This is a genomic window from Candidatus Thiodubiliella endoseptemdiera, from assembly GCF_964212635.1.
In the GTDB taxonomy this organism is placed as follows: Bacteria; Pseudomonadota; Gammaproteobacteria; order PS1; family Pseudothioglobaceae; genus Thiodubiliella; species Thiodubiliella endoseptemdiera.
Window position 1 is genome coordinate 226,170 of record NZ_OZ156463.1, and the last position, 13,752, is coordinate 239,921.

The 13,752-nt window shown below is 34.9% G+C and carries 17 protein-coding genes; 1 reads left to right on the plus strand and 16 read right to left on the minus strand.

The window, feature by feature from the left end; all coding sequences use genetic code 11:
• Positions 1-18: 18 nt before the first annotated feature.
• The 13 genes from AB8525_RS01210 to AB8525_RS01270 all read right to left on the minus strand — a co-directional run bounded on the left by AB8525_RS01210 (position 19) and on the right by AB8525_RS01270 (position 10,804).
• Complete coding sequence (locus tag AB8525_RS01210) at positions 19-1,182, minus strand: type II toxin-antitoxin system HipA family toxin (RefSeq protein ID WP_369151968.1); 1,164 nt, start codon at positions 1,180-1,182, stop codon at positions 19-21.
• Positions 1,175-1,414, minus strand: a complete 240-nt coding sequence (locus AB8525_RS01215; RefSeq protein WP_369151970.1) for a helix-turn-helix domain-containing protein — start codon at positions 1,412-1,414, stop codon at positions 1,175-1,177. Before AB8525_RS01215 ends, AB8525_RS01210 begins: the two co-directional genes overlap by 8 nt.
• A gap of 85 nt (positions 1,415-1,499) precedes the next feature.
• Positions 1,500-1,649 carry a hypothetical protein gene (locus tag AB8525_RS01220; protein ID WP_369150050.1) on the minus strand — a complete coding sequence of 50 codons (150 nt, stop codon included), beginning with the start codon at positions 1,647-1,649 and terminating at the stop codon, positions 1,500-1,502.
• Positions 1,650-1,755: 106 nt separating this feature from the next.
• Positions 1,756-2,535 (minus strand): FkbM family methyltransferase, encoded by a 780-nt coding sequence (locus AB8525_RS01225; protein ID WP_369178138.1) that lies wholly within the window; start codon positions 2,533-2,535, stop codon positions 1,756-1,758.
• A gap of 106 nt (positions 2,536-2,641) precedes the next feature.
• A complete protein-coding gene (locus AB8525_RS01230; protein ID WP_369178139.1) occupies positions 2,642-3,361 on the minus strand; it encodes an FkbM family methyltransferase in 720 nt (239 codons plus the stop codon).
• 88 nt (positions 3,362-3,449) lie between these two features.
• Entirely contained in the window at positions 3,450-4,730 is a 1,281-nt protein-coding gene (locus tag AB8525_RS01235; protein WP_369151976.1) for a flippase, read from the minus strand.
• 128 nt (positions 4,731-4,858) lie between these two features.
• Positions 4,859-5,818, minus strand: a complete 960-nt coding sequence (locus AB8525_RS01240; RefSeq protein ID WP_369178141.1) for a GDP-L-fucose synthase family protein — start codon at positions 5,816-5,818, stop codon at positions 4,859-4,861.
• On the minus strand, positions 5,819-5,965 hold the full coding sequence (locus tag AB8525_RS01245; protein ID WP_369149988.1) for a hypothetical protein: 147 nt from the start codon (positions 5,963-5,965) through the stop codon (positions 5,819-5,821).
• Between the two features lie 15 nt (positions 5,966-5,980).
• On the minus strand, positions 5,981-7,315 hold the full coding sequence (locus AB8525_RS01250; protein WP_369178143.1) for an RNA-binding domain-containing protein: 1,335 nt from the start codon (positions 7,313-7,315) through the stop codon (positions 5,981-5,983).
• Positions 7,316-7,324: 9 nt separating this feature from the next.
• On the minus strand, positions 7,325-8,356 hold the full coding sequence (gene gmd / locus AB8525_RS01255) for a GDP-mannose 4,6-dehydratase (protein ID WP_369151981.1): 1,032 nt from the start codon (positions 8,354-8,356) through the stop codon (positions 7,325-7,327).
• 3 nt (positions 8,357-8,359) lie between these two features.
• Positions 8,360-9,739 carry a mannose-1-phosphate guanylyltransferase/mannose-6-phosphate isomerase gene (locus AB8525_RS01260; RefSeq protein WP_369178145.1) on the minus strand — a complete coding sequence of 460 codons (1,380 nt, stop codon included), beginning with the start codon at positions 9,737-9,739 and terminating at the stop codon, positions 8,360-8,362.
• A 1-nt stretch (position 9,740) separates the two neighbouring features.
• A complete protein-coding gene (locus AB8525_RS01265) occupies positions 9,741-10,583 on the minus strand; it encodes a polyprenyl synthetase family protein (protein ID WP_369178147.1) in 843 nt (280 codons plus the stop codon).
• Positions 10,583-10,804, minus strand: coding sequence for an exodeoxyribonuclease VII small subunit (locus AB8525_RS01270; protein ID WP_369151985.1), 222 nt, complete (start codon positions 10,802-10,804; stop codon positions 10,583-10,585). Before AB8525_RS01270 ends, AB8525_RS01265 begins: the two co-directional genes overlap by 1 nt.
• A gap of 60 nt (positions 10,805-10,864) precedes the next feature.
• Here AB8525_RS01270 and AB8525_RS01275 point away from each other — a divergent pair, with 60 nt between their 5' ends.
• Positions 10,865-11,017 (plus strand): hypothetical protein, encoded by a 153-nt coding sequence (locus AB8525_RS01275; protein ID WP_369151987.1) that lies wholly within the window; start codon positions 10,865-10,867, stop codon positions 11,015-11,017.
• Positions 11,018-11,029: 12 nt separating this feature from the next.
• On the opposite strand, the gene pcnB is transcribed toward AB8525_RS01275, so the two are convergent.
• Genes pcnB through lptF form a run of 3 tightly spaced genes read right to left on the minus strand, consistent with a single transcriptional unit; the run spans position 11,030 to position 13,735 of the window.
• Complete coding sequence (pcnB, locus tag AB8525_RS01280; protein ID WP_369178149.1) at positions 11,030-12,220, minus strand: polynucleotide adenylyltransferase PcnB; 1,191 nt, start codon at positions 12,218-12,220, stop codon at positions 11,030-11,032.
• Position 12,221: 1 nt separating this feature from the next.
• Complete coding sequence (queF, locus tag AB8525_RS01285) at positions 12,222-12,608, minus strand: preQ(1) synthase (protein WP_369151990.1); 387 nt, start codon at positions 12,606-12,608, stop codon at positions 12,222-12,224.
• 32 nt (positions 12,609-12,640) lie between these two features.
• Positions 12,641-13,735: an LPS export ABC transporter permease LptF gene (gene lptF / locus AB8525_RS01290; protein ID WP_369178150.1), complete on the minus strand. Its 1,095-nt coding sequence runs from the start codon at positions 13,733-13,735 to the stop codon at positions 12,641-12,643.
• Between the last annotated feature and the right edge of the window lie 17 nt (positions 13,736-13,752).

Genomic DNA, 13,752 nt, shown 5'->3' on the forward strand with positions numbered 1-13,752 from the left:
TTTAAAAATGGCGTCAATCTATTTTTTCTGTATCGCAGTACCCATAAATATACAATGCAATTTCGTTAATACATCCAATTTATCTTTATCGCTTTCCTTTTTAATCCTGACACTGATTTTATTGGCAACTAACATTATAGAGTCAACACATTGTTGAAAATTAATATTAACTTCTTTAACAGTAAGCTCACAGCTTTCAATACCAAATCGCAATAAATGCTGTTTATTCTGCCATTTTTTGCTACCTAATAGATGGAGTGCGGGTATATCATGCTCAATATAAACACTGGTACAGACAACATCGTAAGCGGGTGCTAAATTGATATTATCTATATCTTCATAAATTAAACCAAAGTTTTTAAGGTGTGCATCGCCATTTTGAATAAGGTTATTAATTACAATCATTTTAAAAAAAACTTTTAAGGCCGATTTTTTATATTTGGCAGTAACAAATGTTTTAATAACTTTTGCAATTTGCTCATAAGTACCTTCATACTTATCATCTCTTTGCCTTGCTAAAAGCACACACATATCTTCAAAACCCAAACATTTGCCATTATTCAATATATCAAATCGTTTCATAATGAATAATCGTTCATCATCAGAAATAAAGAAATCAGGCACGGGAATATTGGCACCTTGCACAATTTTCATGCAATAATATTCATTCAGTGCCAATTCTTTATAATCATCGCCCCAAGATTTGACGATATACTCTTTACAATTTAGGGTGGCTTTATCCTCTACTTTTGCCAATACTTTTGGTTGCACGCCGCTCAAGGCAGAGTCCAACGCAAACTTTGTTACCAACTCATTAAAAAGATTTTTATTATTTGGATGTATTAACTCATTCAATGTTATCTTATTTTCTATTTTTTGTGTATTGCTATAGGTTACTCTCGCATTAACAGCGGGTGCCATCGCCTTTAAAAGACCGAAATCATCCAACTTCATTATTTTAGCCAAATGTTTCTTAATCACAGAAAGTAAATACCCCTCGGGTAAATGCATTTCAAAGATAGGATGCAATTTATAATGGATATAACTTTTTTCTCGCACTGGCATTATCAATGAGACAAAATTACGCTTATCTTGCGTCTTATAATTATAGATATATTCATTATTTTCAAACAGTATTTGACCACTGAGATGCCGATTGACTAATACCTCTAAATTATCCATCTATCACCTCTTCAAATACTGGAAAAGCACTCATTTCCTTGAGATTAAGTTCATAACCTAAATAATCAACAATCTGCAAAACTTTCTTAAAACCAATTTCCCCGCTCACCCCATTTTCAAAACCACTTAAAGTGGCCCTAGAAATACAAAGGTGATTAGCCATAGTTTGTTGAGATATTTTTTGACCTTGTCTCAATTGTTTGATAAATTTTCCAAATTCTTGATAATTCATTATCGTGTCTTTATGACTAATATATTATGCATTTAACCATTTTGATATTTATTTGTCAAATATATTGTTCTAATTATTTTTTATTCTAATAGAGACCTTTGCATAAATAGGGATGATTAGCAAAATGACAGATTTTATTAAATTGGAAATTTTTTAAATCCACTCCTAGCAGGGCTAAGGGTGTTTTTAAAAAGTTTGTAATTTGATGAAAGATGGCGTTTTGATGGTTATTCATATTTATGCAAAGGTCTCTAATACCATTTATAAAAAGTAATGACACTAAAAAGTGCTGATAATTGCTTGTTTTAGTGTGCTTAAAAAAACCAAGGATGCTGCTGTACTTATGATGTAAATTCAAGTGTATTTAAAAAATCCTTATGCACATAAATATCATCCAAGTCTATAATTCTACCCCATAAAATATAATCATTTTTGAACATTAATTTTCTAATATTATCATCCCCATATCCTGTGCTTCCTGGAGGCGCATTTTCAATGGTTAAAACACTTATCTTGACTTCGTTAAAATCAATACCCTTAACGACATTTAATTCATGCCCCTCTACATCAATAGACATATAATCTATGTGGACTATGTTTTCCTTCTTTAAAACATCTCTTAATGGCACTACTTTTATAATAATATCTTCTGTCTCATGCCCAGCGTAGGTTTTATCCCTTGTTTTCTTTACAAATGAAAGCATATCTTCCCAGCCTGTAACATTTTTTACAACTGAAAAGGTAAGTTCGTCTGCCTTATCTGAAGCACCCAAGGGGAAAAATTTAGCCTTTCTGTGCTTCTCCCAAAGAGGTTGCATACTTGGTAAGGGTTCAAATACATATCCATTCCAGCCTATCTCTTCAAAATACCTTGTGTTATTTATATTTAAAGGATGATTTCCGCCTACATCAAAAAATACACCATCTTTCTTTTCTTTAAAAAAATTATTATAAATTATATAATCTTGGTTATGCTGAGAATATAATTTTATCGCTTCTTCTGTAGGAAAAAAATTTGTATTTGGGTGTACTCGTTTGAATTTTTTTAATATCCTATCTTGCTTTACCTTGCTCAGTTTATTATAAAAATTTGGGAAATGCTTTTTAAGTGTCTTTTTCATTGCTCTCTTAGGCTTTTTTTTTAATTAATACTATTTTCAAACTGATGAAAGGTAGTGTTTTGATGATTATTCGTATTTGGCTACACGCTACAAGGATTTCAATTATTTAAAATCTATGGAATATGCCATCTAATTGCAACATCTGACCAGAATTACTGTCTGAGAAACCAGGATCAAGTGAAACCAAAACATAGTCTTTAGAAGATAGAATCTTATATAACTCATCAAATAACAACTCATCCTTGTATAGTGGTACTAATGACATCTCTAACTGAATAGTATGGATACGGTCTAACGACATTTCAGCACCCTTTAAGACTTTACTTTCAAAACCTTGAGTATCTATTTTAAGATAAATATTGGTTTCGCCTACTGAAAGTTCACTCATTACACCGTCAAGCGTTTTTACATTAATAATTTCTTGCCCTATATATTTAGATTCTGGCGCTGATTTTTCATGTGATTTAAGCATATCTAAGATAGAACTGCTATAAGAATTACCAGCAATATTTATTTCTAATTGTTGCTCTATATCTCCAAGTGCACAATTAAATGCTTTCCAGTTTTTATCATTGTCAACTTTTTCTTTAAGTAATTTAAACTCTGAGCTAAGTGGCTCAAAAGAAATAATAGCACCAGTGTATCCAATATCTTGCCTCATTTGCTCACTAAATTGCCCAATATTGGCACCCACATCTAAAACCAACTGTATATCATATGATTTAAGCAAAGCCTTTCTTCTGGCTATTGGATGATTAAAATCAAAACGACTAACATCGTAGCCAAACTTCCATAAAATTCTTTTAATTCGGTGTTTAATATTCATTCTTCATGCTTCATGCTTCCTTTTAATATTTAAATTGGGTTATTTTTTTCCAAGCAAGCAAACTTGAATTTTACCACTTCATCCACAATTAATATTTGAAAAATCTCCAAATAAACATTGTTTTTGTTTTCATAAAAAACATCTTTTTTGTTTTGTTATTGAAAATATCAAATATATAAGATACACTCATTTGGGTAATTAATGTTGCAAATGCAGCACCTTGAACGCCATATTTTGGTATTAATATAAAGTTTAATATTATATTAATAACCACCCCAAAAAATGTTCTATAAAAAGAGATTAATTGTAAATTTTCACTAAGTAACCATTTTTCACTAGTTATGCCTAAAAAACCAAAAATTATAGACCAAATATGTATCGCTAATATACTTCCTGCTTGGTTATATTGCCCCCCATAAAGCAAATTTACAGCCCAATCACTCAAAAAAGTTGTGAATAATGCAATAACTATTGCCACCCATACCATTAAATTATAGAGTTTTTGTAGTCTTTCGTAATACAAAATTTCACTTATCTTTTTGGCGTTTATAATTGCTGGAAATACTGACATACTTATAGCCACAGGTATAAAATACCAAGCATTGCTCAACTGGACTGCCGCTGCATATTGCCCCACAGATTCATTGCCCAACATTTCTTTTATCATTACTTGATCTATCCTTGTATAAATTGAAATAACAATACCACCTAAAATCAAAGGCCAGCTGTGTTGCAATAACCTAACTGCTATTGATCTATTGAATGTTAAATTTTTTATCTGAAATGTTGAATTCTTTAAAAATAAAACTATAAAGCCAACTGCCAATACAAAACTATCAAATAAAACAACCCAAGCAAATGCTATCAGTGGTGCTTCGTTTAAGATAAAAACTATTTTTATAATAGAGGATATAAGTAGGCTAAATACATTTGCATACACCACATATTTACTCAACACTTTGGCTTGAAAATACATATCAACCACATTAAAACTTTGAAAAATAGTGGCTGAGGCAATAATAAAAACTAATAAATTTGTATAATTATCGTTTAAAGTAAAATTAACGGCTATTACTAAAATAACCAATGCAACAAATGCACCTATAACTTTCAACCAAAATGCAGTACTAATTAACTCATTTTGTCGATTTTTATCCTTAACCAATTCTCGTACTACTATTCCATCCAGTCCAAGAGTTGCAAATACAGTAAAAAGACCAGCAAAACTTTGTGCATAACTAAATAAACCAAATTGCTCAGGACCTAAATATCTAGCGACCCAAATACCGACAAAAATTCCAACTATTATTCTCAAGATTTTTTCAGCAAAAAGCCATGAAGTATTCTTGAAATACTTTATAAATCCCATGTAATTTTGCAGGTTTCTTAGTTTGGAAATCATTAATTATTATCCATTAATGGCAACTGTCTCATGATTTTCGTTACATTTGAGAGTCCTGCATAGTTGATGGTTATTTTCATAGTCGGTGGTTATTTTCATTTATTGTCTTGTTCTAAATACCATTGATAAGTTTGCGCAAGACCTTCTTCTAAAGTCACACTATATTGCCAGCCCATTTTAGACAAGCGAGCAACATCAATCAATTTTCTTGGTGCCCCGTCAGGCTTTGTGGTATCGAAAACAAGTTTACCCTTAAAGCCAACTACTTGTTTCATTGTCTGTGCCATTTCACGAATGGTTACATCCACGCCTGTACCGACATTAATGTGCGATAGCATTGGTTTGGTATTAGCTTGATAGGTTTCTTCATTCAGGGCTAGGACGAATAAGGAGGCTTGTGCCATATCATCAACGAACAAAAATTCACGCATTGCCTTGCCACTACCCCATACAATTACCTCAGCATCATTGTTGATTTTTGCCTCGTGAAAACGACGCATTAGGGCGGGGATAACATGGGAATTTTCTGGGTGAAAGTTGTCATTAATACCATATAAATTAGTGGGCATTACTGAGCGAAAGTCAGTGCTGTGCTGTCGATTGTAAGATTCACAAAGTTTGACACCTGCTATTTTTGCTAACGCATACGGCTCATTTGTCGGCTCTAAAACATCGGTCAATAATGCATCTTCACGCATTGGCTGCTGAACTGCTTTAGGGTAAATACAAGTGCTACCTAGGAATAACAAGCGTTTGACTTGGTATTCATAGGCCGAATGAATAACATTCGCCTCAATCATCATATTTTGATAGATAAAGTCTGCTGGATAGACATTATTTGCGTGAATGCCACCGACTTTTGCAGCGGCTAAAATAACATAATCAGGTTTTTCTTGTTGAAAAAATGATTGAACCTCCGCTTGATTAATTAAATCCAATTCTTTATGGGTGCGTGTGATTAGATTGTTAAAACCTTGTTTTTCTAATTCGCGTATAATTGCTGAGCCAACCAAACCCCTGTGTCCTGCAATATAAATTTTTGAGTTTTTATTCATTTAGAGACCTTTGCATAAATAGGGATGATTAGCAAAATGACAGATTTTATTAAATTGGAAATTTTTTAAATCCACTCCTAGCAGGGCTAAGGGTGTTTTTAAAAAGTTTGTAATTTGATGAAAGATGGCGTTTTGATGATTATTCATATTTATGCAAAGGTCTCATTTAGTTGTATATTTTTGCTTTGGGCTGTTGGGTTTATCTGGAATAGTGAGTTTTAACAGGTCTTGCTCCAACATAGGCTTTAAAATAGCAGATCGAAAATGTTCTCTGTGCTTTAAACCTAAGAAACTCATTATTTCAGTGGTATTTTTAGGTGTTTTACAATAAACTAAAAGAGCTTGCTCGGTAGCTTGCTCGGTAGCTTGCTCGGTAGCTTGCTCGGTAGCCTTTGGTGTTTGATAAAAAGTGGTTAATACTGCTGTCCACTCGTATTCAAATGTAGGTCGTGGTAAACCATGCTTTATGCATTGTTCAATAATATTTAAAGTGCCTCTTCCCCAGTTTTCTATCAATCCTGCTTTGTAAAATACAGAGGCTATAGTTGGGTTAAAAGGCTTTGACTGGTGTGGTTTATCAAATTTATCGATAGGGACTTCGGCACTCAGTAGTGCGCCATTGTATATAGCTAGTTTTTTGTCATACACTTTTATTTGTAGATTCGATGTATTGGAATAATCTCGGTGAATTAAAGCATTTATAACGGCTTCTTTTAGTGCGTCATAAGGGTATTCTAGTTTTTCTCTTCTGTGTACGCCCTCATAAGATATGTAAGCCTTAAGGTATTTAAGCCTTAAAATATCCATTATTTTATCAACCTGATTAATAAGATTACCTTCTATAATGTCGCTACTTTGTATCTCTGTTTCGGTTAAAAACCTACCTATTTTAGAATGAGATTGTATGAAGTATTGTTGGGGATTTTTAGCAAATAATAAAATTGCCGCTCTCTTTAAAAATTTACCATCATAAAGATTTAACTTTTGCAACAACGCCTTTAAGTTATTTTCTTTATCAATATCAGGCATCCTGTCTTTGGCTAATTTTTTAAACTTTGCTATCGTGTTTAAGTCAATCTCATCCAGTGTAAATTCTTCTACCGCTACATCATCCCAAGTTTTTCCATATTTTTTAAGCAAAAAATTTGTAAGATTGTTGCCATTTAATTCCAAGGTATTGCTGCCACTTCTTTTATAAAATTTACCATTAAAAGAAATGGGTGCATAAGTGCTGCCTACTTTTATTTCTATATATTTTTTTTCTTGATTTTTTTTAAGAAAAACATCCGCCAATAAACCCAACCTATTATTAATCTTATTAGGTAATATTTCAACAAGTTTATCAATACTGTCAATTTCGACAATTTTACTATTGTCGTCAATACCGATATAAAGGCAACCGCCATTACTATTTGCAAAGGCACAAATGGTTTTTAAATACTCATCTTTCCAAAGTTGCTTTAGTTCTACTGTTTGAGATTCTTTTAAATTTGGCATTACTTTTTATTATTCTTTCCCGCCGAAATCATCATTTTCAAGGTCGTATTGCACCATACCTGAAACCAACTCTTGAAAGGATACTTGACGCTCCCAACCAAGTTCTTTTTCTGCCTTGGATGGGTCGCCCAGTAACAATTCAACTTCGGCTGGACGGAAGTATTTTTCATTCACTTCTACCAGTATCTTGCCAGTATTGCTGTCAATACCCTTTTCAGCAATACCTGCACCCTGCCATTCAATATTTATATCAACTTCCTTAAAGGCGACTTCGACAAACTCTCTAACAGTATGAGTTTCTCCAGTGGCAATAACGAAGTCTTGTGGTTCATCTTGTTGTAGCATTAGCCATTGTGCATAAACAAAATCCTTGGCATGACCCCAGTCGCGTTTGGCGTCCATATTGCCCAGTTTTAGCACCTGCTGTCTGCCTTGATGAATGCGGGCAACGGCTTGGGTGATTTTTTTGGTAACAAAAGTTTCACCTCGTCTTGGACTTTCGTGGTTAAACAAAATGCCATTACAGGCAAATAAATCATAAGACTCTCGATAATTAACCGTTACCCAATAAGCATAAAGTTTGGCGGCGCCATAAGGGGATTTTGGGTAAAAAGGCGTGGTTTCACTTTGTGGCTCTGTGCCAGGGATGCCGCCAAATAACTCGGAAGTTGAGGCTTGATAATATTTACAGTTTGGACCTAAATCACGAACAGCGTCTAACAGTCTAATCGCACCCAATCCAACTACATCAGCAGTATATTCTGGCACTTCAAAACTCACTGCAACATGAGATTGCGCACCCAGATTATAGATTTCATCGGGTTTTATTTTCATCAGCAATCTATGCAGATTACTCGAATCGGTTAAATCGCCATGATAAGTGTGTAAATTTGGATGCTTAAAAATATGCTCAATGCGTTGTGTGGTAAAAACCGAAGCCCTGCGCAAAATTGCATGGACTTCGTAGTCTTTTTCTAATAACAACTCTGCTAGATATGAACCATCTTGCCCGGTAACTCCTGTTATAAACGCTTTTTTCACTGCTTAACTCCTTTGAAAATCATCTTTAAATCTTTCTATATCGTCTTCACCCATATAACCCCCCACCTGCACTTCAATAATGATTAAAACTTCATTGGTAGCGTTTGATAACCTGTGTTTATCGCCTGCCTTGATGTAGGTACTTTCGTTTTCATATAGAGTTAATATTTTATCAGCATTAACAACTTCTGCTCTGCCTTTGATCACTACCCAATGCTCGTTTCTGTGTTGATGACTTTGTAGGCTTAATCGCTTATTAGGCAATACTTCAATGCGTTTTATCTTATAGCCTTTTGCCTCTTCCAGCACCGTATAAGTGCCCCAGGGTCTATGCCCTGTTAGGTGGATATTGTGCAGTTCTGTGGTTTTTTTGACTTGTGCTACTACTTGCTTAACTTTTTGCGAACTGCCTTTTTTACTAATCAATAACGCATCCCCAGTATCCACTACAATAATGTCTTTTATGTCAATGGTGGCAATTTTCCTTTCTTCGCCATAAATCAGATTATTTTTAGAATCTATGGCAATGTGATTTTCATTAAGGGTATTGTTGTTTTCATCTTTTGGCAATTCATTAAATAAAGCATCAAAACTACCGACATCACTCCAGCCAATATTCGCTGGAATGACTTTGACTTTATCGCTTTTTTCCATCACTGCATAGTCGATACTATTTTCTGGGATGTTAGACATATCGTGATAATTAACCCTTATCATCTCACCCTTGTTAGCATTTTTAAATGCAGTTTGCGTGGCTTCATAAGTCGCTAAAGAATGGGTTCTAAGTTCGGCTAAAAATACACTCGCCTTAAACATAAACATACCGCTATTCCAATAATAATTACCTGCTTCTAAGTATTGCTCTGCTGTTTTCAAGTCGGGTTTTTCGTGGAAAGCAAGTACATCAAAATCATCGGCTTCAATATAGCCAAAGCCAGTTTCTGCAAAAGTCGGGGCGATGCCAAAAGTTACCAAATTATCTGACTGTGCTAATGTTTGCGCTTGTTGCAATACTTTTTGATATTTTGCCTCGTTCTTGATTAAATGATCCGATGGCGTTACCAACACCATTTCATCACCATCACCCTCATCTGCCAATGCCATACAAGCCAATGCGATTGCAGGAGCGGTATTTCTTGCTACTGGCTCTAATAAATATTGATTATTTGTTTGTTGTAATTCCGCTAATTGATCCAATGCTAAAAAATATTGTTCTATATTTGATACAATCATTTGACTGTCGCATATTTTTGAATTGCGTTCAACCGTGAGTTGAAAAAGTGATTTATCCGCAAATAATTTAACAAACTGTTTAGGCATTAAAGTACGACTAATCGGCCAAAGTCGAGTGCCACTGCCTCCACATAGGATAATATTAATCATCTTAAAATATCCTATTTTTAAGTTGCTGAATTAAAGTTTGTAAACGCCCTGCGTCCACACTAAGCCCATTTAAATCATTTGATGCACACTGATACAATCTTTCATATTCTGTTTGTGATGCTTCCAAACCTAGCAAAGTGGGATAAGTTGGCTTGCCTTTATCTGCATCAGAGTTTTGCCTTTTGCCCAATATCTCTTCAGGTGTTAGCACATCTAAAACATCATCTTGAATTTGATATGCCAAACCAATGTGCTGGGAAAATTGATTGAGTATTTTCGCATCATTTTCATTACAATCAGAGATTAGCACGCCTAATTGCACTGCACAACTAAGCAAAGCACCCGTTTTCTTTTGGTGCATATTTTTCAAAGTATCAATATCAATGACTTGTGTAACTGCATTTAAATCAATTGACTGACCTTCTGCCATCTCAAAAGCAGCGTGAGTGAGTGCTTGAAGCGTGTTAATTCTCACTTCTACCGATAGTTGCTTACTATTCACCAACACCTCAAATGCTAGGGCTTGTAAGCCATCGCCCGTTAAAATAGCTTGTGCTTCACCAAATTGCTTATGGCAAGCGGGTTGATTGTGACGAATATTATCATCGTCCATTGCGGGTAAATCATCGTGAATCAAAGAATAAGCGTGGATTAATTCAACGGCACAGGCACTGGAATCTGCCAAATTAAGAGGTGTGCCAAAAGTATCGGCAACTGTGTAAGTTAAGATTGGTCGAAAACGCTTACCGCCTGACAAAACGCTATAACGCATTGCTTTGGTTAAACTGCCTTGATTAGACAGATATTTGTCTAAGTGCCGATTGACGCGTTCCGTGTAGTTCATTATGCGTCTAAGGGTTTCTCAGATTGATAGTTATCATCAGCACTGAGCAGTGCAATTTTTTGCTCGGCTTTGCTGAGTGCTACTTGGCATTGACGCGTGAGTGCAACGCCCTGTTCAAAGTATTTTAGTGAATCTTCTAAATTTAAGTCACCGTCTTCCATTGTTTGTACAATAGCTTCCAGTTCTTTTAAGCCCTCGTTAAAATCAAATTTTTTCGCCATATTATTTCTCTGAATGTAGATAGATAGCACATTTTAACATTGAGAGACCTTTGCATAAATATGAATAATCATCAAAACGCCATCTTTCATCAAATTACAAACTTTTTAAAAACACCCTTAGCCCTGCTAGGAGTGGATTTAAAAAATTTCCAATTTAATAAAATCTGTCATTTTGCTAATCATCCCTATTTATGCAAAGGTCTCATTGAATAATAACACTATCTATCATTGCTGTGCTTTAGTCCAAAAATCTGCTGTTTTTTTAAGTTCTGGGTTAATGCTTTGTGAGCGTAATACTAAAAAATCATACGCAATTCTAAAGCCTCGATGTTCTAGTAAAAACTGTATTTTTTTAGGCTGCATTTTTTCTAACTTGTGTTGCATCATCCATACATCTCGCATTTTTGCCGTTATATAACGCGGCATAGATACTTGCTTAATTTGATTGATAATCGCTTCATCACAGGCTTGTAATTGTGCCAAATGGAAAGAGCGTTGTTTCTTTTTGATTAAAGCAAAGCGTTCATTTTGTGCTTGCCATAAAAACACCGCAAATAAAAATACAGGGGTAACGGGTTTTCCTTGTTTAATACGCTCAGAAGTGTTATTACACGCCTTTTTAATAAAATCATTTTTATGAGTTTGTTTAAATAAATACCTAAGTAAACCGTATTTTTCTAATTGCTCATATACCGCAAATGAATATTCATTTTGAAATAATTTGATGCACTCTTCATACAGTCGAGCCGAAGAAACATTGCCCAGTAAAGGGGCTTGCTTAAGAATGGCAACTTTAATTTCTTCACTCATTTCTGAGCCGAGTTTTTCAGCAAAACGAATTGCACGAATCATACGCACAGGGTCTTCTGCAAAGCGTTTTGCAGCATTGCCAATTACATGGATTTCACCCGCTCTAATATCTTCCAAGCCACCAACATAATCAATCACTTCTTTTGTGTGAATGTCATAATACAGAGCGTTGATATTAAAATCGCGTCTTACTACATCGTCTTCTATTCTACCGTAGTGATTGTCGCGTACAATCACACCATTTTTAGCCGTTTTGACTTTGCCAGAACGGAAAGTAGCAACTTCAAGAAAATCACGCACACCAAACAACACATGCACCAAGCGAAAACGCTTGCCAATCAAACGCGAGCGTTTAAAGAGCTTATGTACTTGCTCAGGTTTGGCGCTGGTGGCAATATCGAAGTCTTTTGGCTTTAAGCCGAGTAACAAATCTCTGACACAGCCACCGACTAAATAAACCTCATAGCCTGCTTTGTAAATGGTTTTAATCACTTTGATTGCATTTTTATCTAGCAGATTATCATCAAACTCAATGTGTTGACGGGTAGGTTTACCATTGGCAAAACCATTGCTTTTTTTAAATATTTTTTTAAAGAAATTTTTCAAATTATAAGTTGACGGCAGGCTTTGGCGTCCAACCTTGTTTCTGATGTTCGGCGACGACAGTAGTGTAAACACCACCACGCACATTAAAGATGGCTTTCAAACGCATAAAACGCGGATCAGTTGCTGTCACCAAATGTTCTAAAATTTGATTAGTCACTGCCTCATGAAAAGCACCCTCATCACGAAATGACCAGATATACATTTTCAAAGATTTTAGTTCAACACACGCCTTATCAGCGATATATTCTAAATGCAGTGTGGCAAAATCGGGTTGCCCTGTCTTTGGACATAGGCAAGTAAATTCTGGCATATCAATTTGAATAACATAATCGCGTTCAGGATTTGGGTTATCAAAAACTTCTAAGGTTTTGCTAGGCTGTGATGACATTTGAATGATTTTTCCTTTAAAAAAAGGCTATTTTACACTTTCCTTAGCAAGAATCGCCACGCAGTACTTAACTTTTCATGTCGATATCCATACAAAAGAACAATGATGAAAAACACCAGTAAATGCACCCACCACAGTCCTATCCATGCGGAAATTTCACCGTGTTCTAAAGTTGATTTAGCCACCATTAAGGCATTGTTATACAAAATAAAGATAGCAACACCAAATAACAAACCTAAGTTTTTTCCGCCTCTTGGAGATGCCTTACCTAACAATACCCCTAAAAATGACAGAATAAAAATACTGAGCGGCTGTGATATTCGCCATTGAAATTCTGCCGTATCTTTAGAATCATTGGAATAAAGTAAATCAATCATACTTTTTGATTCTGTTTGTGCGAAGACAATATTGTCCTGGCGTTGTTCTCCATCCACAATCTGTAAATCATATAAATCAAAGTTTAAAATACGCTTGTTAGTATCGCCTGGAAAGCCGTGATAACGCACCCCATCTTTAAGACGAAGGTAGGCACTATTGGTATCTAAATTAGTATATTTTTGCGCCTCTTTTGCTAAAATGATAATCGGCTCGCCATTCGCCAAAGCGTAAATAAATACTTCTTCCATCGTTTGCTGTATTCCTTCGGTTCCATCTTTCACTTTGTTGGCGTAGAAAACAATATCCCCTCCTTTGAATTTTTGAAATTCTTTTTGCCTGATAAAGGCAAATTCTGAAGTGGCGTCACTGTGGCTCATAATCAAACTTTTTTGTTGTTTAGTCCAAGGTACCACCAGCGTCGTCAGCAATAAAATAAAGATAAAAATTGGCAATACCACTGGCTGGATAAACACCATAAAGTGCTTATCTCCCACGCCCAATGAGTTCATCACAATCGCTTCTGAATCTTTATAAAACTTATTGACTGCTAAAATAATAGCCAAAAACAAGGATAGAGATAAAATTAAAGGGATATCCCTAATCATATTTAAGGCAATTAACGGCAATAAATCAGTAGTGGGAATACCATATTTTAGGCTTTCTTTCACCATTAACACCACTTGATTACCAAAAATTACCAAGCCGATAATTAAAAAAATTGCACCTAACACTATCCAGATATTACGCATTAAGTATTTCGCAATAA

Coding starts and splice junctions, on each gene's coding strand:
- lptF (WP_369178150.1), bottom strand. CDS start 13,735: ATGCGTAATATCTGGATAGTGTTAGGTGCAATTTTTTTAATTATCGGC.
- AB8525_RS01250 (WP_369178143.1), bottom strand. CDS start 7,315: ATGCCAAATTTAAAAGAATCTCAAACAGTAGAACTAAAGCAACTTTGG.
- AB8525_RS01215 (WP_369151970.1), bottom strand. CDS start 1,414: ATGAATTATCAAGAATTTGGAAAATTTATCAAACAATTGAGACAAGGT.
- AB8525_RS01220 (WP_369150050.1), bottom strand. CDS start 1,649: ATGAATAACCATCAAAACGCCATCTTTCATCAAATTACAAACTTTTTA.
- AB8525_RS01240 (WP_369178141.1), bottom strand. CDS start 5,818: ATGAATAAAAACTCAAAAATTTATATTGCAGGACACAGGGGTTTGGTT.
- AB8525_RS01225 (WP_369178138.1), bottom strand. CDS start 2,535: ATGAAAAAGACACTTAAAAAGCATTTCCCAAATTTTTATAATAAACTG.
- AB8525_RS01265 (WP_369178147.1), bottom strand. CDS start 10,583: ATGAACTACACGGAACGCGTCAATCGGCACTTAGACAAATATCTGTCT.
- AB8525_RS01210 (WP_369151968.1), bottom strand. CDS start 1,182: ATGGATAATTTAGAGGTATTAGTCAATCGGCATCTCAGTGGTCAAATA.
- AB8525_RS01275 (WP_369151987.1), top strand. CDS start 10,865: ATGAATAATCATCAAAACGCCATCTTTCATCAAATTACAAACTTTTTA.
- AB8525_RS01235 (WP_369151976.1), bottom strand. CDS start 4,730: ATGGGATTTATAAAGTATTTCAAGAATACTTCATGGCTTTTTGCTGAA.
- AB8525_RS01245 (WP_369149988.1), bottom strand. CDS start 5,965: ATGAATAATCATCAAAACGCCATCTTTCATCAAATTACAAACTTTTTA.
- AB8525_RS01270 (WP_369151985.1), bottom strand. CDS start 10,804: ATGGCGAAAAAATTTGATTTTAACGAGGGCTTAAAAGAACTGGAAGCT.
- AB8525_RS01260 (WP_369178145.1), bottom strand. CDS start 9,739: ATGATTAATATTATCCTATGTGGAGGCAGTGGCACTCGACTTTGGCCG.
- queF (WP_369151990.1), bottom strand. CDS start 12,608: ATGTCATCACAGCCTAGCAAAACCTTAGAAGTTTTTGATAACCCAAAT.
- AB8525_RS01230 (WP_369178139.1), bottom strand. CDS start 3,361: ATGAATATTAAACACCGAATTAAAAGAATTTTATGGAAGTTTGGCTAC.